Here is a 25,965-nt window from a genome sequence, read left to right as displayed (position 1 = left end):
AGCCAGACGTGCCGCTTTCCTTTTCCCTTTCAGATGTCGAGCCCGTCGGCCATGGCCTGCGCCGGCCGGAATGCGTACTGTGCAACCGCCACGGCGACATGTTCGTCGCGCACCTGGGCCACGGCATCATGCACATCGCCCCGGACGGCACGCAGCGCGCGATCGGCAACCATGCCGAGGTGGATGGCGCGCCGTGGATTCCCAACGGCATTGCATGGATGCCCGACAATTCCTTTCTGGTCGCGAACATGGGGCCGGCGGGCGGGCTCTGGCGATTGACGGGCGAGGGCGCTCTCGAACTGGTGCTGGCCGAGCTGGACGGCCTGCCCCTGGGAGCCACCAACTTCGTGATGCTGGACGATCGCGGCCGCACCTGGGTCACGGTCACGACGCGCCAGTGGCCGATCTCGAAGGCCTTCGCGCCGCTTGGCGGCCCGACGATGGACGATGGCTACCTGATCCTGATCGATGCGAAGGGACCCCGGATCGTCGCCGATGGCTTCGCCTTCGCCAACGAAGTCCGGATCGATGCCGGCGGGCGATACATCTATGTCGTCGAGACCTTCGGCAGGCGCGTCACCCGGTTCGCCCTGAAGGGCGACCACCTGGCGGACCGCACGGTCTTCGCCCGCTTCGGCCATGGGACCTTCGCGGACGGCGCCGCCTTCGATGCAGAAGGGCATCTGTGGGCGGCGAGCATCGTCAGCAACCGGCTGCTCAGGATCGCGCCCGACGGCAGCGTGCAGACGGTGCTGGAGGAGCTGGATGCGCAGCACGTCGACAGGATCGAGCGCCGGCTGGCGGCGGGCACCATTGAGCGCGAAGACGTGCAGCACACGCCCACGCGCGTGCTGAAGAACATCGCCAGCGTGACCTTCGGCGGTCCCGACCTGCGCACCGTGTACCTGGGCTCGCTGGGGGGCGACACCCTCGGCATGTTTCGTTCGCCCGTGGCCGGCGTACCGCCGGCGCACTGGAACCAGAAATTCCGATAAGGAGACGATGATGAAACATGTTTACGGTGCCGCGGCCGTCTTGCTCGCGTGCTGCATCTCGGCGCCCGCCGTCGCGGCGGACGCCGATTATCCCAACCGTCCCGTGCGCATCGTCGTCACGACCCCGCCCGGCGGTGCCGTCGACGTACTCGGGCGGCTCATGGCAGGCGAGCTGACCAAGAAGCTGGGCCAGACGGTCTTCGTCGAGAACCGCGGCGGCGCGAACGGCAACATCGCGGGGGAATTCGTGGCGCGGGCGCCCGCGGACGGCTATACGCTGCTGCAGACTTCCGGCGGCATGCTGACCACCAATCCGCACCTGTATCGGAGCATGGCCTTCGATCCCCTGAAGGACTTCACGCCGATCACCCAGGTAGCCTTGAATCCCCTCTGGCTGGTGGTCCGCGCGGGCCTGCCGGTCGACACCGTGACGGAGTTCGTGGCCTATCTGAAGGCGCATCCGAATACCGTTACCTACAGTTCAGCCGGCAGCGGCAGCGCCCTGCACATGGCTCAGGCCGAGTTCGCCCGCGCAACGGGCGTCACCGCCCGTCACATTCCCTATAAAGGAGCGGGGCAGGCGCTGCAGGATGTCATCGCCGGTCAGGTCGATTTCACGTGGGACCCCGGTCCGGCTCTGCAGCACCGCTCGTCCGGCAAAATCAAGATCATCGCCGTGGGCATGCCCAAGCGGTCGAGCGCCGCGCCCGACGTGCCGACCGTCGCGGAATCGGGATATCCCGGGCTCAATACCGCTTCCGCGCATGCGCTGCTGGCGCCGGCCGGGACACCGCGAGACATCGTGAATCGCCTGAACAAGGCGGCCGTGGAGATCCTCGGCAATCCCGACGTCGCGCAGCGGATCCGCGCGATAGGCATCGAGCCGATCGGCAACTCGCCCGAGCGGGCGGCGGCCGATATCCGGCGGGAGTCCGAGCACTACAAGCAACTGATACGCGAGGCCAACATCAGCGTCGAGTAGGCCGAGGAGGCCGGTAGTGCCCGGACGGTTCGCGCCTAGATCTTGAACGCCTCGAACGTCTCCGGCGCGAACAGGTCTTCCGGCGTCAGCAGCTTCTTCGACAGTCCGCCCTGGTGGTGGTAGCGCAGGAAGGTCTCCAGCGTCTTGCGGTTGTTCTCGAAGCCGTAGGCCCAGAAGTCCTCGCCCATTTCCTTGACCACCGCCTCCATGTTGCCCAGCAGCCAGGGGTGCATGATCTTGAGCGCGGCGGTCTCGCGCAGGTTCTGGTAGGCCACCTGCTGCGCCTGCACGAAGGCCTTGTACAGCGACTGCGCGACCCAGCGGTTGGCTTCGTAGATCTCGCGGCGGATGACCAGCGTGTGCATGATGGGGAAGATCCCCGTGCTGCGGAAGTACTCGCGCTCGACCGCCTCGAAATCGGGGAACAGGCGCGTGACCTTGCCCTTGCCGGTCAGGAAGGTGGACGGCATGCGCGCGGTGTGCAGGGCATCGATCTCGCCGTCCAGCAGCATTTGCGACAGGGTCTGCGTGGGGCCGATCTGCTCGACTTTGATGTTGGGCGGCAGGTCGATCTTGAGCTTCTCGGGGCGGCCGGGCTCTTCCTCGCCGCCGGTGACGTAGGTCACGCTGTCCACGGGCACGCCGTAGTGTTCGTCCAGGATGCCGCGGATCCACACCGGCGCGGTCATCTGGTACTCGGGCGTGCCGATGCGCTTGCCGATCAGGTCCTTGGGTTCGCGGATGCCCGCGTCCGCGTTTACGTAGATGCACGAGTGGCGGAAGAAGCGCGAGGGGAAGATGGGGATCGCGATGAAGGGCCGCTCGGGCTTGAACAGCGACACGGTGTAGGACGACAGCGACATCTCGGCCACGTCGAACTCGCGATGCCGCAGCATGCGGAAGAAGGTTTCCTCGACCGGCATGTTCAGGTAGTTCAGGTCGATGCCGTCGGGAACGACGGTACCGTCCATCAGCGCGCGGGTGCGGTCATAGTCCCAGCAGCCCAGGGAAAGTCTCAGTTTGGACATAAGCGGCCTCGATAGAGAGAAGGTTGGACGGTCATTCGATGCGGATGTTGGCCTTCCGGATGACGGCGCCGTAGCGGTCGATGTCGGAACGGATCTTCTGCCCGAACTGTTCGGGCGTGCCGCCCACCGGCGTCAGGTAGCTGGTGGCCAGCGTCGATTGCACTTCGGGCTTCTTCAGGATGGCGTTCACCGCCGTGTTCAGCCTGGCGACGATCTCGCGCGGCGTGCCCGCCGGGGCCAGCATGCCATACCAGATGTCGATGTTGAAACCGGGGAAGCCTTGTTCGGCGCCGGTGGGCAGGTCGGGCGCATAAGGCGTGCGCTGGTCGGCCGCGACGGCGTAGACGCGCATGCGGCCGTCCTTGAGGTAGCCGGCGATGTTGGTCAGCGTGATGAAGATCAGGTCGACCTGGCCGCCCAGCACGTTGGGCACCGAGTCCGAGCAGCCTTTGTACGGCACGTGGGTGACGTCCACGTCGGCCTGCTGCTTGAACATCTCGCCCGCCAGGTGCAGCGCCGAGCCCGTGTCGCAGCCGGCGTAGGACAGCTTGCCCGGATTGCTCTTGGCGTAGGCCACCAGATCCTTGAGCGACCCGGGCGCGAGGTTGGCGCGCGCGCCCAGTACCGCCGGCGTGGTGCCGATCTGCACCACCGGCGCGAAGCTCTTGAGGGTGTCGAAGGGCAGCTTGTTCATCAACGTGTGGTTGATGGTCATGGTGTTGGGGATGATGGCCAGCGTGTAGCCGTCGGCCGGCGCCTTGGCCAGCTGGTCCAGCCCGATGTTGCCGCCGGCGCCGGGTTTGTTCTCGACCACGAAGGTCTGGCCCAGTTCGGCGCGCAGGTGCGTGGCGATCAGGCGCGCGGCCGTGTCCACGCCGCCGCCGGCGGTCACGGGCACGATCACGCGCACGGGCTTGGCGGGATAGTTGTCCGCCATCGCCAGGGGCGAGGCGGCGGCCGCGGCCACGGCCACGGACAGGGCGGCGAACAGGGCGCGTGCCGGGAATTTCATGCAGGTCTCCATCTGTGCTTCTTCAATGACTCGTACCGATCCCCATGCCACGCCGGACACGATCGCTTTGCGGGATGGGGGAGTGTGCGCGCCGGTGCGTGGGTCACCACGCCCGGTGCGTCTTGGAGGCGCCTAGCGGCCCCGTCGGGGCGGCTTGCGGCGTTGCGGAAATTCTAAGTCGGGAAGGGGGGCGGGAACCGGTTCGGGGCCATGATTAATACTGATCGCAGCCATCATCGATCGGTATCGCCCGCCCGTGGCGCGCCGTCCGGCAGCCCGCGTATGTGCGTGCGCAGCACGTCCAGGAACAGCGCGGAAGCGGAGGTCAGCGGGCGGCGCGGGTGGGTGACGCAGATGATCTGCCGCGTCATGGCCGGCGCCTCGATGGTGCGCACGCGCAGGGGCGAGCGGCGCGCACGGCGGCGCACCACGCTGCGGGGCAGGATGGCGTAGAAGCCGGCGTCCTCGGCCAGGTTCAGCAGCGCCGTCATCGAATAGATCTCGAACACGGGCTTGAACACCAGGTTCTCCTGGCGGGCGTAGTCTTCCAGGATCTCGCGCAGGTTGTGCTCGCGCGGGGTGAACAGCAGAGGCAGGGCGGCAGCCGCCGACAGCGGCAGGGATGCCGGCACCGTGTCGTCGTCCGGGCCGACCAGCAAGAGTTCCTCGTCGATGATGGGTTCGACGCTGAGCGAGAACGGCCGGCGCGGCTTGTCCACGATGGCCGCGTCGATCTTGCCGGCCGCCACCCAGTCGAGCAGCGGCCCGTTGGTGACGGTGACGTTCACCTTGGGATAGGCGCGCGCGAAATCGGTCAGTGCCTCGCTCAGCACGCTTTCGGCCAGCGACGAGATCATGCCGACCACCACTTCGCCGCCGACTTCGCCGCCGCGCAGGGTCATCTGCTCGCGCGCCTGCGAGAGGTCCCGCAGGATGGGCAGGTACAGCTGGTACATGCGCCGCCCCGCCTCGGTGGGCTCCATCCCGCGCGCGCTGCGGATGAACAGTTTCTGGCCCAGTTCTTCTTCCAGCTTGACGATCTGCGCGCTCAGGGCGGGCTGCACGACGTTCACGCGGCGCGCCGCGCCCGTGACGGTGCCTTCCTCGAAAAGGCAGATGAAGTACTGGATCTGGCGGAGTTCCAAGGCGGTGGTCCCGGGCTGCGGTATGTCCGATTTTATCGGTACCGGCGCCCTTGAAGGGGCCGCCCGCGTCAGTCCAGCAGGGCGGCCAGCGCCTGGGCGCTGCGGACGGCGATGCGCCGGCTCGCGGCGCTGTCGGCTACCCAGCGCAGGAAACCATGGGGCATGCCCGCCGCGCGCACCAGTTCGCACGCCGCGCCGGCCGCCCGCAGGCGGTCGGCCAGGATCTCGGCGTCGCTGCGCAGCGGGTCCAGTTCGGCGGCCACGGCCACCGCCGGCGGCAGGCCGGTGAAGTCCGGCGCCAGCAGCGGCGCCACCCGGCTGTCGCCCGGACCGGGTTCGCGCCCCAGGTAGTCGCGCAGGATCCGCCGGCAGCGGGCGCGGGTCAGCAGCGGGGCGTTGGCGTTCTCGCGGTACGAGGGGGTCTCGAAATCGATGCCGATGATGGGGTAGGCCAGCCACATCGCCCGCAGCGGGATCCGGCCGCGCGTTTCCAGCGCGGCGGCCAGGGCCAGGTTCGCGCCGGAGCTGTCGCCGCCCACGGCCAGGCGCGCGGGGTCGGCGCCCAGCGCCTCGGCCTGTTCGTGCAGCCACCGCAGCGCGCCTACGGTGTCGTTGAACGCGGCCGGGAAGGGGTGCCCGGGCAGCACGCGATAGTCCACGCTGGCCACCATCACGCCGGCTTCCATCGCCAGCAGGCAGCAGGTGGCGTCATGGCTGTCGAGGTCGCCGTTGGTGAAGGCGCCGCCGTGCAGGTAGAGCAACGCGGGGGGGCGGGGCCGGCGCGGGCGGTACAGGCGCAGCGCCAGCGGCGCGCCGTCGACGGTGATGCCGACGTCCTCGATGTCCAGCGGCACCGGCGGGCGCCGCAGCGGCTGGCGCGCGCGCAGGAAGGCGGCGCGCACCTGGGCCGGCTCCAGCAGGTGCGAGGGCGTGGTCTCGGCCTCGACCAGGCGCAGCACGCGCGGCGCGATGTCGGGGTCCAGCCGGGCAAGCAGGGCGTCGTCGGGCTTCATGGTCAAGGCGGCGGTGACGAGGGTGGGCAGCGTGGCTATGATAGGGCCGGCCCTGCTCGGCCGCGTCATATTTCCGCGGTCCAGGGGCCATGCCGCCAGGGTATGGCGCACGACGGGGGAATGGCGGGACCATGGACATTCGTCAACTGAAGTATTTCGTGACCGTTGCCGCGCACGAGAATTTCTCGAAGGCGGCGCAGCAGCTCTTCATCGCCCAGCCGGCCCTGAGCCGGCGCATCCGCATGCTGGAAGACGAACTGGGCGTGCGGCTGTTCGAACGCCACCTGCGCGGCGCGACGCTCACCCCCGAGGGCCGCCGCCTGCTGGACCGCGCGCAATACCTGCTGCGCAGCTTCGACCAGCTCAAGAGCGACGTGCACGACACGCAGGGACCGCCGTCCGGCCCGGTCATCATCGGCATGACGCCCAACTACGTGACGGTGATAGGCGCCGCGCTCACGGTCGCGATCAAGCAGCGCTTTCCCGATGCGCAGCCGCACATCGTCCAGGCCTTCAGCCCGGCCATGCACGACATGCTGCGCGACAACGCGGTCGACATCGCGCTGCTGAGCGGCGCCACGCCGGCGCCGCCGCCGGCGCACATGCTCGCGGTCGAACCCCTGTTCGAGGACCGCCTGTGCCTGGTGGGACGCGCGGGGGATCCGCTGCTCGCGCGCAGCGAGATCCCGGTGCGCCAGTTGCGCGGCCTGCCGCTGATCCTGACGGGCGTGTCGCGCGCCGGCATACGCAACGAGATCGAAGCCCTGGCCGCGCGCCAGCGGGTGCCCCTGCGCATCGAGGCCGAGGTCGGCGCCTTCGCGCTGGCGGCGCAACTGGTGCGCCTGGGCATGGGCTACACCGTCTATCTGCCGTCCAGTGTCGCGCTGGAAGCCGGCCTGGCCGCGGTGCCCATCGCCGGGCTCTGGCTGCAGCGCAGCCTGGCCTGGCCGGTGTCGCGCCCGCTGTCGCGCGTGGCCAGCGAGGTACTGCCCATGGTGCGCGAGCTGATCCTGGCGCAGGTCGAACAAGGGCAGTGGCAGGGTGCCCGGGCCATGGGCCGCAGGCGGCCGCGCGGCTGAGCCGGATCCGCCATGCCGAGCCGGCATGGCGGGCATAGCAAATCGATAATTTATCGCCGCCGCGCACGCGGCCATGATGTGGACATCGCGGCCTTCCCGGCCCCGACCGTGAAGGAGCATCCATGGCCAGTCCATTGCTAGAAACCATCGCCCGCACGCGGGTCGCGCGCTTCTCGGAACTCAAGCCGTTCAGCCTGGCGTTCGTCGATTCGCTGCTGCCCGAGGGGCGCAAGAAAAACCTCAAGGTGATCGGCCGCGGCGTGGTCGAGAATGCCGACATGCAGCCGCCCATCACCGAGGACCACGGCTTCACCATTTCCTATATCGTCGTGCCGCCCGGCGGCGGCGCCGGCCTGCATGCGCACAAGACCGCCGAGGTGTTCATACCCATCTCCGGCCCCGTGCACGTGCTGATCGGCGACGACAAGGAAGAACTGGTGCTGCAGCCGCTGGACGTGATCTCGGTGCCGACCGGCGTGATGCGCGGCTTTCGCAACTACGGCGAGCGCGAGCTGACCATGCTGGCGCTGGTGGGCGGGCACACCGGCGGCGGGGCGGTTACCTGGCACGACGAGGTGCTGAGCCGGGCCGCGAGCGAGTCGGGCCTGGCGGTGGACGAGAAAGGCAACCTGAAGCGGCTGTCCAATTTCAAGATGCCCGAGGACGTGGAAGGATCCGTCCTCTGACATCGCCGCCATGTCCGCCGCAGGGCGGGAGAGGGGAGACGATCATGAACAAGACCTCGCTGTTCGTTGCGGCCGCGGCGTGGCCGGCCGCCATCTTGCTGGCCTGTGCCGCGTCGGCGGCCGGCGCGGCGCAGAGCTATCCGTCCAAGCCGGTGCGCATCATCGTGCCGTTCCCGGCCGGCAGTTCGCCCGACATCGTGGCGCGCTACCTGTCGGGCAAGCTGGCCGAGCGCATGGGCCAGCCTTTCGTGGTGGACAACCGCGCGGGCGCGGGCGGCATGCTGGGCGCCGAGGCCGCGGCCAAGGCCGCGCCCGACGGCCACACCATTTTCTTCATGGTCAATTCCATCGTGACCATGAACCAGTTCGTCTACAAGAAGCTGCCCTACGATCCGGTCAAGGACTTCGCGCCGGTCAGCATCGTCGCGGCCGTGCCCTACGTGCTCATCGCCAACAAGGACTTCCCGCAGCGCACGCTGGCCGACCTGATCACGACGGCGCGCGCCAGGCCCGCCTCCATCAACTACGCCTCCATGGGCGTGGGCGGCGCCGGCCACGTCATCATGGAACTGATGACGTCGCTGGCGGGCGTGCGGCTGACGCACGTGCCCTACAAGAGCGGCGCGCTGGTCGACGTGATCGGCGGGCAGGTGCCGCTGATCTTCCAGCCCACCACCACCGCGATCGAGCAGGTCAAGGCCGGAACCGTGATTCCGCTGGGCACCACCGGCAAGAAGCGCCTGCCCGCGCTGCCCGACACGCCGGCCATCGCCGAAGTGGTGCCCGGCTTCGAGGCCGACGGCTGGCAGGGCGTGGAGGCGCCGGCGGGTACGCCACCCGACGTGATCGAGCGGCTGAACAAGGAGATCGCGGCGGTGCTGGCGCTGCCCGAGACCGCGGGCCGGTTCGACGCGCTGGGCATCCAGGCCTGGCCCACGTCACCGGCGGAGATGACGCGGATCATCGCCGCCGATATCGACAAATGGGGTGGCGTCATCCGCCGCGCGGGCATCGATTGACCCATAGATCCGCCTGCGCGCGCAGGCGGTTTTTCACGAGGATGGAGCGGATATGGCGAAGGCGGCGCGACGTGCCGGCACGGGCGAGGCGGAATGGGCGGCGCGGGTGGACCTGGCGGCGTGCTACCGGTTGGTGGCGCACTTCAGGATGGACGACCTGATCTACAACCACATCTCGGCCCGCGTGCCGGGCGCGCACGGGCATTTCCTGATCAACCCCTACGGCATGGCCTACGAGGAGATCACGGCATCCAGCCTGATCAAGATCGACCTGGACGGCAACGTCGTGGACGACGGCGGCCAGGACTACGGCGTGAACCACGCCGGCTTCGTGATCCATTCGGCCGTGCACCGCGCGCGGCCGGAGGTCGATTGCGTGATCCACACCCACACGCCCGCCGGCATGGCCATCTCGGCGCTGGAATGCGGCCTCTTGCCGCTGTCCCAGACCGCGATGTTCTTCGGCCAGGTCGCCATGCACGAGTACGAGGGCGTGGTGGTGGACCTGGGCGAACAGCAGCGCCTGGTCGCCGACCTGGGCGACAGCCAGGCGATGATCCTGCGCAACCACGGCCTCCTGACGGTCGGGCCGTCCATCGCCGAGGCCTTCACCGCCATGTACTGGCTCGAGCGCGCCTGCCAGGCCCAGGCGATGGCCATGGCCTGCAACACCCCCCTGCATCTGCCCACCCCGGCCGTGGTCGAGCTGACCAACCACCTCTACAAACCCACCACCCGCCGTCCCTTCGGCCTGCTCGAGTGGCCGGCCCTGCTACGCCTGTTGGACCGCCGCGACAATTCCTATAGGTCATGAGGCCACGACCCCCTACGCGCGTAGGGGGTTTGAACCTTTCGGGTAAACCCGCTATACTCGTATGGTTTGTCGGAAAGCAGGTCTTGAAAAGGTGCAAGTCGTCCGATGAAGACGATCGAAGACGATCCGCGCCCTTCAGATGCATACGGAAAAGCGGCCAGTGGCAACGGAGCCGTGGGGACTGCGCAGCAGGGGACATCCAGTGCGCGCGACCACAGGGAAGCCGGCGAACCTGATCCATGGGGTTGGGAGGCCCGCGACGCCGAGCGTCTGCGTTCCAATGAACAGGTAGAACCGCTTCGGCTTACCGAAGCAGAAAGGACAGTGTTGCGTCGGCAGGCCGTGCGGGACTTGCTGCGTGCGATAATTGTTCAGATTGTTGTCAGCATCGTGGTTGCCGTGCTGGCCTACGCGGTGTCCGGGAGCGCTGCAGGGCTTTCGGCGCTGGCCGGTGCCGCGGCATACGTCATTCCCAACGCCTTGTTCGCATTCAGGCTGATTCTGAGTGTGCAGAAGCCGGGGGGAGCAAACCCCGCAACGTTTTTCTTCGGCGAGTTCTTCAAGATCGGCGTCGCTGTCGTGCTTATCGTCGCAGCGGCGAAGTTCGGTCATGAATGGCTCGTGTGGCCCGCCTTTCTGGCGGGCTTGGTGTGTGCGCTCAAAAGCCAGTGGCTGGTACTGGCTTTCGGCAAGAAAATGGATTGAAGATGGCGGCGCGTGCGGGAAACCCCGGCCGACATCGCGAGAATTTCAAAATCAGGTCGTAGGATAGAAACCCCCGATATGGCTTCCACCACAGCGCCGACCGCGTCCGAGTACATCGTCCACCACCTGGGACACCTGAACAACACCGGACACAAGCAGTCTCTTATCGCCGACTTCTCGGTCGTCAACTACGACACGCTTTTCTGGTCCATCTCCATGGGCCTCCTGGTCGTGTTCCTGATGTGGCTGGGCGCGCGCCGCGCCACCGCCGGCGTTCCCGGCAAGATGCAGGCCTTCGTCGAGATCCTGGTCGAGTGGGTGGACGAGGAAGCCAAGGGCATCGTCCACAACGCCAAGTCCCGCCTGTTCGTCGCGCCGCTGGCGCTGACCGTGTTCATGTGGATCGTCTTCATGAACGCGCTCGACCTGCTGCCGGTCGACCTGCCCCACTACCTGTTCAGCCTGGTCGGGCTGGACGACGTCATCCACTACCACCGCATCGTGCCCACGGCCGACCTGAACGCGCCTATCGGCATGTCCATGGGCGTGCTGCTGCTGATGTTCTACTACGGCATCAAGATCAAGTCGCCCGGCGGCTTCGTCAAGGAATTGTTCACCGCGCCCTTCCATGCCCATGGCATCGGCGCCGTCGTCCTGGCACCCTTCAACTTCCTGCTGAACATCATCGAATACGCGGCCAAGATGGTTTCGCTGGGCATGCGGTTGTTCGGCAACATGTTCGCCGGCGAACTGATCTTCATGCTGATCGCCATGCTGGGCGGCGCGTGGGCCGGCCTGAACGCCACCAGCGTGGCCCTGGGCATCGGCCACATCCTCGCCGGATCGGTCTGGGCCATCTTCCACATCCTGATCGTCGTGCTCCAGGCCTTCATCTTCATGATGCTGACCCTGGTGTACATCGGCCAGGCTCACGAAGGCCACTGATCTCGAGGGTCTTGGGAATATCGGGCGCGGTCGGTACTGCCGCGATCCGTAGCAGGTTTGCAGTATCCGTGGTTTCAATCTTTCAACATAACTAGTCGTTTTACGATTCATATCAAGGAGTTGTCATGACCAACGTCGCTTTCGTCGCTCTCGCTTGCGGTCTGATCATCGGTCTGGGCGCCATCGGCGCTTGCCTCGGAATCGCGATCGTGGGTGGCAAGTACATCGAAGCTTCGGCCCGTCAGCCCGAGCTGATGAACCCCCTGCAAACCAAGCTGTTCCTGCTGGCCGGCCTGATCGACGCCGCGTTCCTGATCGGCGTGGGTATCGCCATGCTGTTCGCCTTCGCGAACCCGTTCGTCGGCTAAGACCTATTCGACATGACCGCTCCGTGACGCGGCTGTTGATCCCGTCACGGATGATGTTCTTTTCCGAATAAGGAAACACCGTGAATCTGAACGCGACACTCGTCTTCCAGATGCTCGTGTTCTTCATTCTGGCGTGGTTCACGATGAAGTTCGTGTGGCCGCCTCTGATGAAGTCCATCGAAGAGCGCCGTCTGAAGATTGCCGAAGGCCTCGCCTCGGCCGAGAAAGGCAAGGCCGAACTCGTGCAGGCCGAGGCCCGCATCGGTCAGATCGAAGCCGCCGCCAAGTCTGACAACCAGGCTCGCCTGGCGCAGGCCGAAAAGCAGGCCGCCACGTTGATCGAGCAGGCCCGCAAGGACGCCGAGGCCGAACGCGCCCGCATTCTCGAGCAAGCCCGCCAGGAAGCGCAGCAGGAAGCCCAGCGCGCCCGTGAAGGCTTGCGCGACGCCGTGGCGCAACTGGCCGTGAAAGGCGCCGAGGAAATCCTCAAGCGCGAAGTCAACGCCCAGGTGCATGCCGAACTGCTCGGCCAGCTGAAGGCGCAGTTGTAATGAGAACCCGCGGGGGTGGCACGAACAACGCGTGCTGCCCACGCGTTTGCGAATCACCTCGCTAACCGTATCAGGCATCGAGAGCCACCATGGCTGAACTGTCCACCATCGCCCGGCCATACGCTGAAGCGCTGTTCGGCGTCGCCCGTGCAGATAGCGCAGGCCTTGCCGCCTGGGCCGAGCTTGTCGCCGAAATGGCGCAGGCCGCCGCGCACCCCGAGGTGCGCAGCGCCATCGCCGATCCCAAGCTCGACAACGCACAGCGAGTCGAATTGTTCACGGCCACGCTGAAGACGCAGCTTTCGCCCGCCGCGCGCAATTTCGTGACGCTGCTGGTCGAAAACGGCCGTCTGCTGCTGCTGCCCGAGATCGCATCGCAATTCCTGTGGCTCAAGAACCGCCACGAAGGTAGCGCCGATGCCGATATCGCCAGCGCCTTCGCGTTGAACGATGCCCAGGTTGCCGACCTGGTCGCCGGGCTGGAAAAGAAATTCGGCGTGAAGATCAAGCCCACCGTCCGGGTCGACGCGTCGCTGATTGGCGGCGTGCGAGTGGCCGTCGGGGATCAGGTGCTCGATACCTCCGTGCGTGCGCAGCTTGATCGCATGCGCGACGCGCTCGTCGCATAGTTCGGTCGCTGCGCACACATCGGCACCGAGAGAAAGGATTCCAGGAGTCAACCATGCAACTCAATCCGTCTGAGATCAGCGAATTGCTCAAGAGCCGCATCGAAGGCCTGAGCAACTCTGCTGACATCCGTACCCAAGGCACGGTCGTGTCCGTGACCGACGGTATCACCCGCATCCACGGCCTGTCGGACGTGATGCAGGGCGAAATGCTCGAGTTCCCCAACAACACCTTCGGCATGGCGCTCAACCTCGAGCGCGACTCCGTCGGCGCCGTGATTCTCGGCGACTACACCCACATCTCGGAAGGCGACACGGTCAAGTCGACCGGCCGCATCCTGGAAGTGCCGGTCGGTCCGGAACTGAAGGGCCGCGTGGTCGACGCGCTGGGCCAGCCCATCGACGGCAAGGGCCCGATCAACGCCAAGGCCACCGACGTGATCGAGAAGGTCGCCCCGGGCGTGATCGCGCGCAAGTCGGTGTCGCAGCCGGTGCAGACCGGCCTGAAGGCCATCGACGCCATGGTGCCCATCGGCCGCGGCCAGCGCGAGCTGATCATCGGCGACCGCCAGACCGGCAAGACCGCCGTGGCCGTCGACACCATCATCAGCCAGAAGGGCAAGGGCCTGACCTGCGTGTACGTGGCGATCGGCCAGAAGGCCTCGACCATAAACAACGTGGTCCGCAAGCTCGAAGAGCACGGCGCGATGGAATACACCATCGTCGTGGCCGCCTCGGCCTCGGAATCGGCCGCGATGCAGTACATCGCCGCCTACTCCGGCTGCACGATGGGCGAATACTTCCGTGATCGCGGCGAAGACGCCCTGATCATCTATGACGACCTGACCAAGCAAGCCTGGGCCTACCGCCAGGTTTCGCTGCTGCTGCGCCGCCCGCCCGGCCGCGAAGCCTACCCCGGCGACGTGTTCTACCTGCACTCGCGCCTGCTCGAGCGTGCCGCGCGCGTCAACGAAGAGTACGTCGAGAAGTTCACCAACGGCGCCGTGAAGGGCAAGACCGGTTCGCTGACCGCGCTGCCTATCATCGAAACGCAGGCCGGCGACGTGTCCGCCTTCGTTCCGACCAACGTGATCTCGATCACCGACGGCCAGATCTTCCTGGAATCGGACCTGTTCAACGCCGGTATCCGCCCCGCCATCAACGCCGGTATCTCGGTGTCGCGCGTGGGTGGCGCCGCCCAGACCAAGGTCATCAAGAAGCTGTCCGGCGGTATCCGTACCGACCTGGCCCAGTACCGTGAGCTGGCCGCCTTCGCGCAGTTCGCGTCCGACCTGGACGAGTCGACCCGTCGCCAGCTCGAGCGCGGCCGCCGCGTGGTGGAACTGCTCAAGCAGCCCCAGTACCAGCCGCTGCAGGTCTGGGAACTGGCCGTCTCGCTGTTCGCCGCCAACAACGGCTACATCGACGACGTCGAGGTCAAGGACGTCCTGGCGTTCGAAAAAGCGCTGAAGGAATACCTGAAGTCCAAGTACGACGCGCTGGTCAGCCGTATCGAGGACACCAAGGAACTGTCCAAGGACGACGAAGCCGCGCTGCACGAGGCAGTGAAGGATTTCAAGAAAAACGGAGCCTTCTGAAGCAGGGTACACGGGGCGCCGCTCGGCGCCTCTCTGTGAACACTGACAGGGGAAGATAGATGCCCGGAATCAAGGAAATCCGAACCAAGATCAAGAGCGTGCAAAACACGCGCAAGATCACCAAGGCGATGGAAATGGTCGCCGCGTCCAAGATGCGCAAGGCGCAGGACCGGATGCGCACGGCCCGCCCGTATGCCGACAAGGTGCGCAACATTGCCGCGCACATGGCGCAAGCCAATCCCGACTACGAACACGCCTACCTGGCCAAGCGCGACGACATCAAGGCCGCCGGCCTGATCGTGGTCACGACCGACAAGGGCCTGTGCGGCGCGCTGAACACCAACGTCCTGCGCGCGGTGCTCAATCGCCTGAAGGACTCGGAGGCGAAGGGCATCAAGGTCCAGACCACGGCCATTGGCAACAAGGGCCTGGGCTTCCTGACCCGCCTCGACGCGAACGTCGTGTCCCAGGCGGTGCAGCTGGGCGACGCGCCCAACCTGGAACGCCTGATCGGCGCGATCAAGGTGCAGTTGGACGCGTATGCCGAAGGCAAGGTCGACGTGGTGTACGTCGCGTACAACCGCTTCATCAACACGATGAAGCAGGAGCCCGTGATCGAGCAGCTGCTGCCGCTGTCGGCCGAGCGTTTCGCGCAGACCGAGGAAGAGAAGAAAGCCTACTCGTGGGACTACATCTACGAACCCGATGCCAAGTCGGTTGTCGATGAACTCCTGCTGCGCTACGTCGAAGCGCTGGTGTACCAAGCCGTTGCCGAAAACATGGCGTCCGAGCAGTCCGCCCGGATGGTGGCCATGAAGGCTGCATCGGACAACGCCAAGAAGGTGATCGGCGATCTGCAGCTGGTCTACAACAAGACCCGCCAGGCAGCCATCACCAAGGAAATTTCGGAAATCGTGGGCGGTGCGGCGGCTGTATAAGCCGGCGCGACGCCTTAAAGAATCAGGAATCGAGGAATCGATATGAGCAACGGAACCATCGTTCAGTGCATCGGTGCCGTGGTGGACATCCAGTTCCCCCGCGACAGCATGCCCAAGATCTACGAGGCCCTTACGCTGGCCGACGAGAGCTCGGCTTTTGCCGAGAAGGGCCTGACGTTCGAAGTGCAGCAGCAGCTCGGTGACGGCGTCGTCCGTACCATCGCCATGGGCTCGTCCGACGGCCTGCGCCGCGGCATGGCCGTGGCCGCCAGCGGCGCGCCCATCTCGGTGCCCGTCGGCACTGGCACGCTGGGCCGCATCATGGACGTGCTGGGTCGTCCCATCGACGAAGCCGGCCCCATCGCCTCGGAAGAGCGCCGCGCCATCCACCAGGACGCGCCCAAGTTCGACGAGCTGTCGCCCTCCGTGGAACTGCTCGAAACCGGCATCAAGGTTATCGACCTGGTCTGCCCGTTCGCCAAGGGCGGCAAGGTTGGCCTGTTCGGCGGCGCCGGCGTGGGCAAGACCGTGAACATGCTCGAGCTCATCAACAACATCGCCAAGCAGCACAGCGGCCTGTCGGTGTTCGCGGGTGTGGGCGAGCGGACTCGTGAAGGCAACGACTTCTACCATGAAATGGCGGAAGCGGGTGTCATCAACCTGGACAAGATCGAAGAGTCCAAGGTGGCGATGGTGTTCGGCCAGATGAACGAGCCCCCGGGCAACCGTCTGCGCGTGGCGCTGTCGGGCCTGACGATGGCCGAGAAGTTCCGCGACGAAGGCCGCGACATCCTGTTCTTCGTCGACAACATCTACCGCTACACGCTGGCCGGTACCGAAGTGTCCGCGCTGCTGGGCCGCATGCCCTCCGCCGTGGGCTACCAGCCGACGCTGGCCGAGGAAATGGGCAAGCTGCAAGAGCGCATCACCTCGACCAAGACCGGCTCGATCACGTCGATCCAGGCCGTGTACGTGCCCGCGGATGACTTGACCGACCCGTCGCCCGCCACGACCTTCCTGCACCTGGACTCGACCGTCGTGCTGTCGCGTGACATCGCCGCGCTGGGTATCTACCCCGCCGTCGACCCGCTCGACTCCACCAGCCGCCAGCTCGACCCGCAGGTCGTGGGCGAAGAGCACTACGCCGTGGCCCGTGGCGTGCAGCAGACGCTGCAGCGCTACAAGGAACTGCGCGACATCATCGCGATCCTGGGCATGGACGAACTGTCGCCGGAAGACAAGCAGGCCGTGGGCCGCGCCCGCAAGATCCAGCGCTTCCTGTCGCAGCCCTTCCACGTGGCCGAAGTGTTCACGGGTTCGCCCGGCAAGTACGTGCCGCTGAAGGAAACCATCCGTGGCTTCAAGATGATCGTCGAAGGCGAGTGCGATGCGCTGCCCGAGCAGGCCTTCTACATGGTCGGCACGATCGACGAAGCGTTCGAGAAAGCAAAAAAGTTGTGACCCCCCCTACGCCCTGACGGGCGCCCCCCAGGGGGCGATGCGGGTGGACCGGCGGAGCCGGATCCACCGCATCCTGGGTCTGGTCGGGGTGTCTGGGGAGGGGCGCTGGGGCTGCGCGAAGCGCAGTCCAGGAGAATTGAGTATGGCAACTATTCATGTGGATGTCGTCAGTGCCGAGGCGTCGATCTTTGCCGGTGAGGCGAAGTTCGTTGCGTTGCCTGGCGAGTCGGGCGAGCTGGGCATACTGCCTGGCCATACGCCGCTGATCTCGCGTATCCGTCCGGGTACGGTGAAGATCTCGCGCGCGGACAACGGCGAGGAAGAGCACATCTTCGTGGCCGGCGGTCTGCTCGAGATCCAGCCGGGTACCGTGACGGTGCTGGCCGATACGGCCATCCGCAGCCACGACCTGGACGAGGCCAAGGCCGAGCAGGCGCGCAAGGCGGCGGAAGAAGCGCTGCGCAATGCCAAGGACAAGGCCGAAGTGGCCGTGGTCGAGGCCGAGCTGGCGATGCTGGCGGCGCAGTTGGCCGCCATCCGCAAGCTGCGGGGTGGCCGCAGCTAGCGCGGCATGCGCATGCCCCGCCACGCGGGAGCAAGCAGAACCGGGGCAAGCGCGAGCTTTGCCCCGTTTTTTCTTGAAGCCTCCATGGCCGGATGATCGGCCATGGCTCATGGAGCGGCAAGCCCGCCCACGTTGGCCGAGATGGTCTCCAGGAACGCCTGCCGGAGCAATCGCAGCGCCCGGTGGTTTTCGTCCGTGTGTCTCGTGACCAGCCCGACCGGCGGCAGCTTCCACGGCGGCCGGTTGCCGAGGACGACCAGGCCCTGCCGCGCCTGTACCTCGTGGGCGACCGAGGTCGGCAGGGGCACGAGCACCTGCTTGCGCTGCGCCATGAGGACGAGGATGTTGACGGACAGCGTCTCGAGAATCGATTGCGGCGGCTGCAGGCCGTGCTCCACGAAGTAGGCATCGATGACGGTTCTTAGCGGTGCCTCCACGGGCGGAAGAATCCAGTCGGCGCGCGCCAATGCCGCCGCGCTTATCCTGCGCGCCCCGGCCAGGGGATGGTCCGCGCGGCAGACGACGCTGATGGTTTCCTCGTAAAGGACGTCCCAGGCATATTTCCCCTGGACCGCCTCGCCGGCAAGGCGGGTGATGACGCAGTCGACCTTTCCCTGTTCCAGCGCGGTCAGCAGCATGTCGTGGCTGCCGGTCTGCATCGATATCTTCAGCCTGGGGTGGCGTTCGGTGATTTCGGTGATGGCCTCGATCAGCAGCAATTGCTGCGAAAACGTGGTCAAGCCCAACCGTACCCGGCCCATCGCGCCCTGGCCGATGGCACCGATCTCGGTCTCGATGGCGTTGAGCTGGGCCAGTAGCGCATGAGCCCGCGCCGCGACCGCGTCTCCCGCTTCGGTGGGCCGAAGGCCCTGGCTGCTGCGCAGGAACAGCGGGCTGCCGATAAGTTCTTCCACTTCGCGCAGCAGCTTGCTGACCGCCGACTGAGTCAGGAACAACTGCTCGGCCGCCCGATGGACATTGCGGGTTTCATGCAGTCTGGCGACTGCCTGCAAATGGCGGAATCGCAGGTGGACCAGGGTTTTCATGGCGGGGACTCGACGCGGGCAATGGTCGCATCGTAATTCCAGAACCGACTCACGCAGCGATATATTTTCATTATTCGGTGATCGCCGAGTTCTCTACCATGACCCTACGTTCTCCTTCAGATGGAACATGGCCATGAGATTTCGACGACAGCTTGTCGCGTTGTGGATGTCGCTCCTGCCTTTGCTCGCCGCGGCGGCCACTCCTTACCCGACAAGACAGATCCAGATCGTGACGTCCAGCGCGCCGGGGGGCTCCATGGACGTCCTCATGCGCCTGCTGGCCAAGCGCATGACCGAGGAAATGGGCCAGCCGGTCGTCGTGCTGAACAAGCCGGGAGGCGGCGGGCTGGTCGCGGTGAACCATGTGGCCTCGATGGCCCCGGATGGCTACACGTTCCTGTTCACCCAGATGGGTGCCCTGGCGATCAGTCCGGCCATCAACGGCCAGGATCTTTCATTGCTGGATCGCTTCGAGCCCGTTACCCAGATCAGCACCCTGGCGATATCGCTGGCCGTCAACGCATCGCTGCCGATCCACAATCTTGCCGAACTGGTCGAATTCGCGAAGACGCGCGGCCGGCCGCTGCACTACGCGACGGCCGGCAATCAGTTCAGCCTGACCTATCTCTACTCGGTACTGTTCGCGCAGCAGGCCGGCATTGCGCCCGGCTTCGTTCCCTACAAGCTGTCCACGCAGGCGCTGACGGACCTGGTGTCGGGCCAGATCGACATGATGTTCGATGCCGTGATCCCGCAGTATCCCGAGATCCAGGCGGGCCGCATCCGGTCCATTGCGTTGTTCGGCAAGACCCGTTCGGCGCTGCTTCCGGACGTGCCGACCGCGGTCGAGCAGGGCTATGGGCAAGTCGTCCAGGGCGAGGGCTGGTATGGCCTGCTGGCGCCCGCGGGGACTTCCGGAGCGATCGTGGACGCCGTCCATCGCACGTTGGCCGGGATCCTGCAGGAGCCGGAAGTACGCGCCCGCATCGGCCAGTTCGACATGACGGTTTCCGGCATGCCGCCCGCCGAGTTCAAGGCCGTGCTGCATGCGGATGCGCGGCGCTGGGCCAAGCTGATCCGGGACAATCACATCGCCAAGGGAGAGTAGGCATGCGGCCTTCCCCATCGACCGACGTTCCGTTGCATGCGCTCGCGGCGGCCGAACTGGCGGCGCTGATACGTGCGCGGCGGCTTTCCGCCGAAGAGGCGACGCGATATTTCATCGACCGGATCGAGCGCCACGATGGGCCCGTCAATGCGGTGCCCGTGCGCGATTTCGAACGTGCGCTGGCCTGCGCGAGGCAGGCCGACGTCGACCTGGCGCGCGGGGACGCCGGCGGTCCGCTGCACGGCGTACCGATGACCGTGAAAGAGTCGTTCTTCGTGCAAGGGCTGCCTACCTGCATGGGCGAGGCCAGCCGCGCGGGCATCCCGGCCGTCGAGGATTCCGTGACGATCCGCAACCTGAAGCGGGCCGGCGCGATCATCCTGGGCAAGAGCAACGTGCCGCTGATGTGCGGCGACTGGCAATCGAGCAACGACGTGTATGGCGAGACCCACAATCCGTGGCGGCACGGCCATTCGCCGGGGGGCTCGTCCGGAGGGTCGGCGGCTGCCCTGGCCGCGGGCCTGACCCCGCTCGAACTCGGCAACGATCGCGCGGGATCGATCCGCGTCCCGGCGTCGTTCTGCGGCGTCTACGGCCACAAGCCGACCTGGGGTGCGATATCGGGACTGGGGGATGCGTTCAATGGCCAGGTGTCCCCGTCGGATATCGGAACGGCGGGCCCGATGGCGACGAACACCGGCGACCTCGAGGTGCTGCTGCGAGCGCTGGCCGTCCCCCAGGCCGGGCCGCGCCGCTTCGTCCTGGAAGCGCCGCGCGCCGCCAGCCTGAAAGGCTACCGCGTGGCCGTATGGTGCGGCGATCCGGCCGTCAGGACGAGCGAAGAGATTACGAGCCAGCTTGCGGCGCTGGCCGATGACCTGGCCCCGGCCTGCAAGTCGGTGACGCTATTCCAGCCCTTCTTCGATACGGCCAAGGCGCGCGAGGTCTACGGCGCCTTGCGCGTCGCCGCGGTGGCGACCGGCAAGTCCGCCGACAAGTGGTCCGAGCATGTCCGAGCCGTGGAAGCGGGGCCGGGCGGCCATCCGGTGGCCTACCGGCACGCGAAGGCCGCGCTGATGACGCATCGCGAATGGTCCCTGCACGACGAATGGCGCAATCGGCTGCGGGCGGCATGGTCCCGGTTCTTCGAGGAATGGGACATCCTCATCTGTCCGGCCACGCTGCGCGATCCTTTTCCCATCTACCGGAGCGGTACGCCGGAAACCCGGCAACTCGAGGTGGACGGACGGCTCGTCGACTACTACGACCAGGAGTTCTGGCCGGGATTGATCGGCATGTGCTACCTGCCGGCCACGGCCGCGCCATTGGGACTGTCGCGCCAAGGCCTGCCCCTGGGCATGCAGGTCGTCGCGGCGGAAGGGGCGGACTACGATGCCATCCGGGTTGCCGGGCTGCTGGCGGATCTCAGGCCGGCCCCGGCATTGCCCGGGCGCGGGGCAGGTGGCTGATTCGCCGCGCGAGCACGGCTGGCGGCGCGGCAGCGCTATGCCAGCAAGTGCCTGGCTCGAAGGAAGGCAACAACGATCTCGTCGAACCCCGCCGGGTCCTCGATGCAGCATGCGTGTCCCGTTCCGGGCAGGATGCGGTGGACGGCATTGGGTATGAGGCCGGCGGTTCTGCGCCCGTCTTCGAGCGAGATGTCGAATTCGCCATTGACCACCAGGGTGGGGACGGCCAGCGATGGCAGGCGGGCGCTCATGTCCAATGCCGCCCGCGCCCGGAAGATCTGCGCGATGGCCGCCCCGGACAGGGACGGGCCCACTTCGGCAAACCTGTCCAGCAGATAGGCGCCGAGCCTGGAGCTGGCGAACTGCGGAGCGACCAGGTCGTGCAGGTGCTCGCGATGGTAGCGGGCCACGCCCAGGTCGCCGTAGCCGTGGATACGGCGATCGAAGTTCATGCCGCCGCTGCCGCCGCCGACCAGCACCATGGCCCGGAACAACTCGGGCCGCTCGAGGCCGAGCATCAGCGCGATGCCCGATCCCACGCTGGCACCCATCAGCACGGCCTGATCGATCTCCAGGTCCTGGCACACGCCCAGCACGTCTTCGGCCATGTCGAGGATGGAGAATTCGCCCGCCGGCTTGTCCGACCGCCCATAGCCCCGGATGTCGATCGAGACGACCTTGAACCAGGTGGAGAAGTGCGCCACCTGGTAGAGCCAGAACCGGCGGTCGAAAGGGTTGGCGTGGATGAGGACCATGGGCGGGCCCTCGCCGGAGACTTCGTAGTGGATGCTGACGCCGTTGCGGATGCTGTATGGCATGCGGGGCCTGCGCGTGGACGGGGTTCAGTCGAGCTTGGTGCCGGTATTCCGGATGACGGTGCTCCAGCGCTCGCGCTCCTGCTTGATGAACTTCGCCATGTCGGCCGGCGTTCCGCCGATCGGGTCCGCATTCATCTGCGACAGCCGCGTCATCGTGTCGGGTTCCTTCAGAATCTCGTTGACCACCGCGGACAGCTTGTTGACGATGTGTTCGGGCGTCTTGGGCGGAGCCGCCATGCCGAACCAGGTCATCGACACGAATCCCGGAATGACTTCGCCGATCGCGGGCACGTCCGGCAGCCCGGCTTTACGCGACTCGCTGCCAACGCCGAGCGCGATCAGCTGGCCCTTGCGTACAAAGGGCAGCACCGAGCCGAGATCCACGAAGGCAATGTCGGTTTCGCCCGAGACCACCGCCGCGAGTGCCGGACCGCTGCCGGAATAGGGAATCTGGAAGATCTTGACCTTGGCCAGCTGCTTGAACATTTCCGCGGCCAGGTGCGGGGTGGAGCCGGTGCCGCCTGACGAATAGTTGAGCTTGTCCGGCCTTGCTCGGGCGGCCGTCAGCAAGTCCTGCAGGTTCTTGAGCCCGGATTTGGGATTGGCCACCAGCGTGCTCGGACTCGTGGCGATGACCGATATCGGAACGAATTCGTCCGGCACGAACGTGAGCTTCGAATACAGGGCCTGGCTGGTCACCAGCGGTCCGGGCGCGGTGAAGAGCAGCGTATAGCCATCGGGAGCCGCGCGAAAGACGGCATCGGCCCCGATGTTGCCCGAACTGCCGGGGCGGTTGTCGACGAAGACGGTCTGGCCCAGGCGCTTGCCCAGTTTGTCGGCGATCAATCTGGCGAAGGTGTCGGAACCGGCGCCGGGCGCATAGGGCACGATGAAGCGGATCGGATGGTTCGGATAAGCTTCGCCCTGCGCATGCGCGCCCGTACAGAAGAGGAAGGCAGACAGGGCATGGGCAGAGATTTTCAGGATTTTCATCGCGGCCTCTGGATGGCGTGGTGAAACGATGATGAATTCGCGCAATAGGCGTGTCAACAAAAAATAGAAGTTGATTCTGTGTAGCAGAATCCTTACCATTTCCTCCATGAACAATGAAATCGTTGCTTCCGTCGACCGCGCCATCCGCATACTGAATGCCTTTGCGGACGACGGTTCGCCCATGACGCTGCACGACCTGTCCTTGCGGACCGGCTTCTACAAGAGCACCATCCTGCGTCTGCTCTCGACGCTGATCGAGCACGGCTGCGTCCTTCGCCTCGACAACGGGACGTACCAGCCCGGACCGACGCTCGCGCGCTGGGGCCGGCTGTACCTCGGGTCGGTCAAGAGCGAAACCCATATCACTCCCTTGCTCGAGAAACTCGCCGCGGATACCGGGGAAAGCGCCACCTTCTACGTCAGGCAATCGGACGAAACACGCATTTGCGTGGCGCGGGTGGACAGCAACCGATCCATCAGGGACCACGTGCGCGTGGGCGACATCGCGCCGCTGGGAACGGGCGCCGGGGGCAAGGCCCTGCTCAGGTTCGACCCGGTGATCCGGAAGGCCCGGCCGCCGGAGGCGATGGTGCTCGTCAGCATCGGTGGCCGCGATTCGGAAATCGCCGGACTTGGAACACCTGTTTTCGGCGCGGGCGGATCCCTGCGCGGCGCCATGACTGTTTCCGGGACCGTGACCCGGTTCACCGAAGCGGCGATCGCCAAGTACGCGAGATCCCTCCTGGCCAGCGCCATGGAACTGACGGTGTTGTTCGGTGGAGACCCGCAGGCGCATCAAGCGGCTCTCGCTTCAAACCCCATCCGCCTTGAGTTCAGTCCCAAGGGCAAGCCCTGCGCTTCCTAGCGGTGCCCGACCGGCGCACGCGCGCCGATCCTCGCTTCCCGTCTCTTCCCGTTGTCTCGAGAACCTCCTCGCCGGCATGCGCGCGCCCGGTTGACAGGCGAAGCCGCCGGCCGCAGAATTGATTCTGATAGACGGTACTTAATTCTGTCTAGCAGAATTCAAATAAGCGTGGGGTCTTTCTCGAGGAGGTGCCGTGATGGCCGATGTTCGGTGTGTAGACGTTGCCGCAGGAACGGCGGACCGCCGCATGTTCGTGGACGATGATCTGTTCGCCCAGGAAGTGCGGCAGATCTTCGGCCGCGCCTGGCTGCTGGTGGGCCACGAGAGCCAGATCCCGAATCCGGAAGACTTCATCCAGTCGAAGATGGGGACCGACTCCGTCATCGTCACGCGGACCCGGCAGGACAAGGTCGTCGTCCTGCTCAACAGCTGCCGGCACCGGGGGATGAAGGTATGCCGGGTGGATGAAGGCAAGGCCCGCGCCTTCACCTGTCCCTACCACGGCTGGACCTACTCGACCGACGAAGAGCGGGTCTCGCGGCCCGGCGAGCTGGCGGGCGTGCCGGGCTTCGATGTCCACTACGAGGGCCGCCTCGACAAGGCGGAATGGGGTCTCAAGTCGGCGCGCGTGCGCGCCTACAAGGGAACGATCTGGGCGACGTGGGACGAGCAGGCCCCCACCCTCGAGGCCTATCTGGGGGGCATGCTGAAGTGGCTCGATTCCGCGCTGGATCATCGCAACGGCGATAGCGGTGGCAGCACGCTGCTGGTCGGGGTGCAGAAATTCCGGGTGCGATGCAACTGGAAGTTCCCCGCGACCAACTTCGTGGGCGATGCGTCCCATGCGGTAACGCACAACTCGGCAAACATGATCAAGCTCAATCCGAGCGGCAAGGATGGCCGCAGGGATGAACGCCCCTCCGGTCACGCGGCCTTCGGATGGCCCGATCTGGGCCACGGGGGACTGGGGTTTCTGCCGCGTCCCGAAGAGGAATTCCCCCGCCCGGACACCTTCCAGCAGTTCCCGGCCGCCAGCAACTATCTGCGGGCAATGGCGCGGGAACACCTGCGCAAGCGAGCGGGCGGCATCCACTACCAGGGCAAGGGAACCATCTTCCCGAACATGTCGTTCCACGAGGACCAGCCCCGTACGCTGGTGGTGCACCACCCGGTCAGCGCCACCGAGACCGAGATGTGGCGCTACTACCTGATCGACGCCGACGCGCCTGACGAGATCAAGGACATCTTCCGGCATTACTACATGACCTATTCCGGTCCGGGCGGCATGACCGAGCAGGACGACATCGAGAACTGGGAATCAGCCACCCGGCAGAGCCTGGGCGGCATGGGCCAAGGCCTCCCGTTCAACTACGCCCAGGGCCTGGGGGAATCCGAACCCTGCGACCTCATGCCGGGGGCGGTCTGGTGCGGGCGCACCATCACCGAGCAGAACCAGCTCATCTGGCTCAAGCGCTGGCAGGAGTTCATGGAGGGCCGATCCTGGGACCAGCTCATGCATCGTGTCGAGGTCGAGCATGATGCCGTCTTTCCTCTCAAGCGGTCCACCGCAGGAGCGAAGTGATGCAAGACGCCATGAAGGCCATGCTCCAACTGCACGAGGTGTCGGAGTTTCTGTACAAGGAGGCCGAGCTCCTGTCCGACAGGAAGTACGAGGAGTGGCTCGACACCCTGGCGGAGGACATCACCTACCGCATGTTCGTCCTGCGCAACCTGTCGGGGAAAGCGCAGCCATCCGAATACCTCGAGGGCCCGCTGGACATCAGCTGGTTCGATGAAGGAAAGGAGACGATAACCAAGCGTGTCCAGCAGATACGCACGCATCAGCACTGGGCGGAAGAGCCGCCTTCGCGAACGACGCGCTATCTCACCAACCTGCGCATACTCGAGACCGATTCCGGGGCCGAACCCGCGCTGGTCCGGACGCGGTGCAATTTCATGGTGAACCGGAACCGCAACGAGGCCGACGACCATTGCCTGTACGGGCATCGCATCGACCTGCTGGCCCGGCACCAGGGCACATGGCGGATCAGGGAGCGAAAGATCTACATCAACCAATCGACGATCCTGATGGGGAACCTCAGCTTCATCGTGTAGCGGCCATCGCCGCGCCCGATC

General features: G+C 66.0%; 27 protein-coding genes. 20 read left to right on the top strand and 7 right to left on the bottom strand.

All coding sequences use genetic code 11. The features are described from left to right. Nucleotides 1-8: 8 nt before the first annotated feature. Together EGT29_RS27690 and EGT29_RS27685 are read left to right on the top strand one after the other, a co-directional pair. Nucleotides 9-995: an SMP-30/gluconolactonase/LRE family protein gene (locus tag EGT29_RS27690; RefSeq protein WP_124692021.1), complete on the top strand. Its 987-nt coding sequence runs from the start codon at nucleotides 9-11 to the stop codon at nucleotides 993-995. A 10-nt stretch (nucleotides 996-1,005) separates the two neighbouring features. Then, nucleotides 1,006-1,977 carry a tripartite tricarboxylate transporter substrate binding protein gene (locus tag EGT29_RS27685; RefSeq protein ID WP_161568013.1) on the top strand — a complete coding sequence of 324 codons (972 nt, stop codon included), beginning with the start codon at nucleotides 1,006-1,008 and terminating at the stop codon, nucleotides 1,975-1,977. Nucleotides 1,978-2,012: 35 nt separating this feature from the next. Here the strand turns inward: EGT29_RS27685 and EGT29_RS27680 are convergent, their stop codons facing one another. The 4 genes from EGT29_RS27680 to EGT29_RS27665 form a co-directional block, all read right to left on the bottom strand. Next, complete coding sequence (locus EGT29_RS27680; protein WP_124692019.1) at nucleotides 2,013-3,005, bottom strand: ABC transporter substrate-binding protein; 993 nt, start codon at nucleotides 3,003-3,005, stop codon at nucleotides 2,013-2,015. A gap of 31 nt (nucleotides 3,006-3,036) precedes the next feature. Further along, complete coding sequence (locus EGT29_RS27675; protein ID WP_161568012.1) at nucleotides 3,037-4,017, bottom strand: tripartite tricarboxylate transporter substrate binding protein; 981 nt, start codon at nucleotides 4,015-4,017, stop codon at nucleotides 3,037-3,039. Between the two features lie 233 nt (nucleotides 4,018-4,250). After that, entirely contained in the window at nucleotides 4,251-5,162 is a 912-nt protein-coding gene (locus EGT29_RS27670) for a LysR family transcriptional regulator (RefSeq protein WP_161568011.1), read from the bottom strand. Nucleotides 5,163-5,230: 68 nt separating this feature from the next. Next, nucleotides 5,231-6,175: an alpha/beta hydrolase gene (locus EGT29_RS27665; RefSeq protein ID WP_161568010.1), complete on the bottom strand. Its 945-nt coding sequence runs from the start codon at nucleotides 6,173-6,175 to the stop codon at nucleotides 5,231-5,233. A 131-nt stretch (nucleotides 6,176-6,306) separates the two neighbouring features. Here EGT29_RS27665 and EGT29_RS27660 point away from each other — a divergent pair, with 131 nt between their 5' ends. The 13 genes from EGT29_RS27660 to EGT29_RS27600 all read left to right on the top strand — a co-directional run bounded on the left by EGT29_RS27660 (nucleotide 6,307) and on the right by EGT29_RS27600 (nucleotide 17,530). Beyond that, nucleotides 6,307-7,254 carry a LysR family transcriptional regulator gene (locus EGT29_RS27660; RefSeq protein WP_161568009.1) on the top strand — a complete coding sequence of 316 codons (948 nt, stop codon included), beginning with the start codon at nucleotides 6,307-6,309 and terminating at the stop codon, nucleotides 7,252-7,254. Between the two features lie 122 nt (nucleotides 7,255-7,376). Beyond that, the gene (locus EGT29_RS27655) at nucleotides 7,377-7,940 is read left to right on the top strand and encodes a cupin domain-containing protein (protein ID WP_124692014.1); all 564 of its coding nucleotides are present in this window, start codon (nucleotides 7,377-7,379) and stop codon (nucleotides 7,938-7,940) included. Nucleotides 7,941-7,984: 44 nt separating this feature from the next. Then, complete coding sequence (locus EGT29_RS27650) at nucleotides 7,985-8,959, top strand: tripartite tricarboxylate transporter substrate binding protein (RefSeq protein ID WP_124692013.1); 975 nt, start codon at nucleotides 7,985-7,987, stop codon at nucleotides 8,957-8,959. 52 nt (nucleotides 8,960-9,011) lie between these two features. Further along, the gene (locus EGT29_RS27645) at nucleotides 9,012-9,773 is read left to right on the top strand and encodes a class II aldolase/adducin family protein (RefSeq protein WP_124692012.1); all 762 of its coding nucleotides are present in this window, start codon (nucleotides 9,012-9,014) and stop codon (nucleotides 9,771-9,773) included. Nucleotides 9,774-9,878: 105 nt separating this feature from the next. Beyond that, a complete protein-coding gene (locus EGT29_RS27640; RefSeq protein ID WP_124692011.1) occupies nucleotides 9,879-10,478 on the top strand; it encodes an ATP synthase subunit I in 600 nt (199 codons plus the stop codon). Between the two features lie 78 nt (nucleotides 10,479-10,556). Continuing rightward, a complete protein-coding gene (atpB, locus tag EGT29_RS27635; RefSeq protein ID WP_124692010.1) occupies nucleotides 10,557-11,423 on the top strand; it encodes a F0F1 ATP synthase subunit A in 867 nt (288 codons plus the stop codon). A gap of 125 nt (nucleotides 11,424-11,548) precedes the next feature. Further along, complete coding sequence (gene atpE / locus EGT29_RS27630; RefSeq protein ID WP_124692009.1) at nucleotides 11,549-11,791, top strand: F0F1 ATP synthase subunit C; 243 nt, start codon at nucleotides 11,549-11,551, stop codon at nucleotides 11,789-11,791. Between the two features lie 80 nt (nucleotides 11,792-11,871). Further along, entirely contained in the window at nucleotides 11,872-12,342 is a 471-nt protein-coding gene (locus EGT29_RS27625; protein ID WP_124692008.1) for a F0F1 ATP synthase subunit B, read from the top strand. An 89-nt stretch (nucleotides 12,343-12,431) separates the two neighbouring features. Next, complete coding sequence (locus EGT29_RS27620) at nucleotides 12,432-12,971, top strand: F0F1 ATP synthase subunit delta (protein ID WP_124692007.1); 540 nt, start codon at nucleotides 12,432-12,434, stop codon at nucleotides 12,969-12,971. Between the two features lie 53 nt (nucleotides 12,972-13,024). Then, a complete protein-coding gene (gene atpA, locus EGT29_RS27615) occupies nucleotides 13,025-14,566 on the top strand; it encodes a F0F1 ATP synthase subunit alpha (protein WP_124692006.1) in 1,542 nt (513 codons plus the stop codon). 59 nt (nucleotides 14,567-14,625) lie between these two features. Next, nucleotides 14,626-15,504 carry a F0F1 ATP synthase subunit gamma gene (gene atpG / locus EGT29_RS27610; protein WP_124692005.1) on the top strand — a complete coding sequence of 293 codons (879 nt, stop codon included), beginning with the start codon at nucleotides 14,626-14,628 and terminating at the stop codon, nucleotides 15,502-15,504. 42 nt (nucleotides 15,505-15,546) lie between these two features. Continuing rightward, the gene (gene atpD / locus EGT29_RS27605; RefSeq protein WP_124692004.1) at nucleotides 15,547-16,965 is read left to right on the top strand and encodes a F0F1 ATP synthase subunit beta; all 1,419 of its coding nucleotides are present in this window, start codon (nucleotides 15,547-15,549) and stop codon (nucleotides 16,963-16,965) included. A gap of 142 nt (nucleotides 16,966-17,107) precedes the next feature. Then, complete coding sequence (locus EGT29_RS27600) at nucleotides 17,108-17,530, top strand: F0F1 ATP synthase subunit epsilon (protein ID WP_087840362.1); 423 nt, start codon at nucleotides 17,108-17,110, stop codon at nucleotides 17,528-17,530. Between the two features lie 107 nt (nucleotides 17,531-17,637). Here the strand turns inward: EGT29_RS27600 and EGT29_RS27595 are convergent, their stop codons facing one another. Further along, entirely contained in the window at nucleotides 17,638-18,576 is a 939-nt protein-coding gene (locus EGT29_RS27595) for a LysR family transcriptional regulator (protein ID WP_124692003.1), read from the bottom strand. 133 nt (nucleotides 18,577-18,709) lie between these two features. On the opposite strand from EGT29_RS27595, the gene EGT29_RS27590 reads away from it, so the two are divergent. Together EGT29_RS27590 and EGT29_RS27585 are read left to right on the top strand one after the other, a co-directional pair. Next, the gene (locus EGT29_RS27590) at nucleotides 18,710-19,684 is read left to right on the top strand and encodes a tripartite tricarboxylate transporter substrate binding protein (RefSeq protein ID WP_161568008.1); all 975 of its coding nucleotides are present in this window, start codon (nucleotides 18,710-18,712) and stop codon (nucleotides 19,682-19,684) included. 2 nt (nucleotides 19,685-19,686) lie between these two features. Continuing rightward, nucleotides 19,687-21,153 (top strand): amidase family protein, encoded by a 1,467-nt coding sequence (locus tag EGT29_RS27585; protein WP_124692001.1) that lies wholly within the window; start codon nucleotides 19,687-19,689, stop codon nucleotides 21,151-21,153. A gap of 35 nt (nucleotides 21,154-21,188) precedes the next feature. Here the strand turns inward: EGT29_RS27585 and EGT29_RS27580 are convergent, their stop codons facing one another. Together EGT29_RS27580 and EGT29_RS27575 are read right to left on the bottom strand one after the other, a co-directional pair. Beyond that, the gene (locus EGT29_RS27580; RefSeq protein WP_124692000.1) at nucleotides 21,189-21,971 is read right to left on the bottom strand and encodes an alpha/beta fold hydrolase; all 783 of its coding nucleotides are present in this window, start codon (nucleotides 21,969-21,971) and stop codon (nucleotides 21,189-21,191) included. 24 nt (nucleotides 21,972-21,995) lie between these two features. Next, nucleotides 21,996-23,072 (bottom strand): tripartite tricarboxylate transporter substrate binding protein, encoded by a 1,077-nt coding sequence (locus tag EGT29_RS27575; RefSeq protein WP_161568007.1) that lies wholly within the window; start codon nucleotides 23,070-23,072, stop codon nucleotides 21,996-21,998. Here EGT29_RS27575 and EGT29_RS27570 point away from each other — a divergent pair. The 3 genes from EGT29_RS27570 to EGT29_RS27560 all read left to right on the top strand — a co-directional run bounded on the left by EGT29_RS27570 (nucleotide 23,071) and on the right by EGT29_RS27560 (nucleotide 25,944). Beyond that, on the top strand, nucleotides 23,071-23,829 hold the full coding sequence (locus EGT29_RS27570) for an IclR family transcriptional regulator (RefSeq protein ID WP_124691998.1): 759 nt from the start codon (nucleotides 23,071-23,073) through the stop codon (nucleotides 23,827-23,829). The two genes, EGT29_RS27575 and EGT29_RS27570, sit on opposite strands and share 2 nt — an antisense overlap. Nucleotides 23,830-24,076: 247 nt before the next feature. Next, complete coding sequence (locus EGT29_RS27565; protein WP_238160234.1) at nucleotides 24,077-25,411, top strand: Rieske 2Fe-2S domain-containing protein; 1,335 nt, start codon at nucleotides 24,077-24,079, stop codon at nucleotides 25,409-25,411. Then, the gene (locus EGT29_RS27560) at nucleotides 25,411-25,944 is read left to right on the top strand and encodes a 3-phenylpropionate/cinnamic acid dioxygenase subunit beta (RefSeq protein WP_238160507.1); all 534 of its coding nucleotides are present in this window, start codon (nucleotides 25,411-25,413) and stop codon (nucleotides 25,942-25,944) included. Before EGT29_RS27565 ends, EGT29_RS27560 begins: the two co-directional genes overlap by 1 nt. Nucleotides 25,945-25,965: the final 21 nt, after the last annotated feature.

It is taken from the genome of Pigmentiphaga sp. H8 (assembly GCF_003854895.1).
GTDB lineage: Bacteria > Pseudomonadota > Gammaproteobacteria > Burkholderiales > Burkholderiaceae_B > Pigmentiphaga.
This window is presented reverse-complemented; position numbering and strand designations above follow the sequence as displayed.

What these genes read in the sequence shown, in the direction of transcription:
- EGT29_RS27685 (WP_161568013.1), top strand. Translation starts at nt 1,006, where the DNA reads ATGAAACATGTTTACGGTGCCGCGGCCGTCTTGCTCGCGTGCTGCATC.
- EGT29_RS27680 (WP_124692019.1), bottom strand. Translation starts at nt 3,005, where the DNA reads ATGTCCAAACTGAGACTTTCCCTGGGCTGCTGGGACTATGACCGCACC.
- EGT29_RS27675 (WP_161568012.1), bottom strand. Translation starts at nt 4,017, where the DNA reads ATGAAATTCCCGGCACGCGCCCTGTTCGCCGCCCTGTCCGTGGCCGTG.
- EGT29_RS27665 (WP_161568010.1), bottom strand. Translation starts at nt 6,175, where the DNA reads ATGAAGCCCGACGACGCCCTGCTTGCCCGGCTGGACCCCGACATCGCG.
- EGT29_RS27660 (WP_161568009.1), top strand. Translation starts at nt 6,307, where the DNA reads ATGGACATTCGTCAACTGAAGTATTTCGTGACCGTTGCCGCGCACGAG.
- EGT29_RS27655 (WP_124692014.1), top strand. Translation starts at nt 7,377, where the DNA reads ATGGCCAGTCCATTGCTAGAAACCATCGCCCGCACGCGGGTCGCGCGC.
- EGT29_RS27650 (WP_124692013.1), top strand. Translation starts at nt 7,985, where the DNA reads ATGAACAAGACCTCGCTGTTCGTTGCGGCCGCGGCGTGGCCGGCCGCC.
- EGT29_RS27645 (WP_124692012.1), top strand. Translation starts at nt 9,012, where the DNA reads ATGGCGAAGGCGGCGCGACGTGCCGGCACGGGCGAGGCGGAATGGGCG.
- EGT29_RS27640 (WP_124692011.1), top strand. Translation starts at nt 9,879, where the DNA reads ATGAAGACGATCGAAGACGATCCGCGCCCTTCAGATGCATACGGAAAA.
- atpB (WP_124692010.1), top strand. Translation starts at nt 10,557, where the DNA reads ATGGCTTCCACCACAGCGCCGACCGCGTCCGAGTACATCGTCCACCAC.
- atpE (WP_124692009.1), top strand. Translation starts at nt 11,549, where the DNA reads ATGACCAACGTCGCTTTCGTCGCTCTCGCTTGCGGTCTGATCATCGGT.
- EGT29_RS27620 (WP_124692007.1), top strand. Translation starts at nt 12,432, where the DNA reads ATGGCTGAACTGTCCACCATCGCCCGGCCATACGCTGAAGCGCTGTTC.
- atpA (WP_124692006.1), top strand. Translation starts at nt 13,025, where the DNA reads ATGCAACTCAATCCGTCTGAGATCAGCGAATTGCTCAAGAGCCGCATC.
- atpG (WP_124692005.1), top strand. Translation starts at nt 14,626, where the DNA reads ATGCCCGGAATCAAGGAAATCCGAACCAAGATCAAGAGCGTGCAAAAC.
- atpD (WP_124692004.1), top strand. Translation starts at nt 15,547, where the DNA reads ATGAGCAACGGAACCATCGTTCAGTGCATCGGTGCCGTGGTGGACATC.
- EGT29_RS27600 (WP_087840362.1), top strand. Translation starts at nt 17,108, where the DNA reads ATGGCAACTATTCATGTGGATGTCGTCAGTGCCGAGGCGTCGATCTTT.
- EGT29_RS27595 (WP_124692003.1), bottom strand. Translation starts at nt 18,576, where the DNA reads ATGAAAACCCTGGTCCACCTGCGATTCCGCCATTTGCAGGCAGTCGCC.
- EGT29_RS27590 (WP_161568008.1), top strand. Translation starts at nt 18,710, where the DNA reads ATGAGATTTCGACGACAGCTTGTCGCGTTGTGGATGTCGCTCCTGCCT.
- EGT29_RS27585 (WP_124692001.1), top strand. Translation starts at nt 19,687, where the DNA reads ATGCGGCCTTCCCCATCGACCGACGTTCCGTTGCATGCGCTCGCGGCG.
- EGT29_RS27580 (WP_124692000.1), bottom strand. Translation starts at nt 21,971, where the DNA reads ATGCCATACAGCATCCGCAACGGCGTCAGCATCCACTACGAAGTCTCC.
- EGT29_RS27570 (WP_124691998.1), top strand. Translation starts at nt 23,071, where the DNA reads ATGAACAATGAAATCGTTGCTTCCGTCGACCGCGCCATCCGCATACTG.
- EGT29_RS27575 (WP_161568007.1), bottom strand. Translation starts at nt 23,072, where the DNA reads ATGGAGGAAATGGTAAGGATTCTGCTACACAGAATCAACTTCTATTTT.
- EGT29_RS27565 (WP_238160234.1), top strand. Translation starts at nt 24,077, where the DNA reads ATGTTCGTGGACGATGATCTGTTCGCCCAGGAAGTGCGGCAGATCTTC.
- EGT29_RS27560 (WP_238160507.1), top strand. Translation starts at nt 25,411, where the DNA reads ATGCAAGACGCCATGAAGGCCATGCTCCAACTGCACGAGGTGTCGGAG.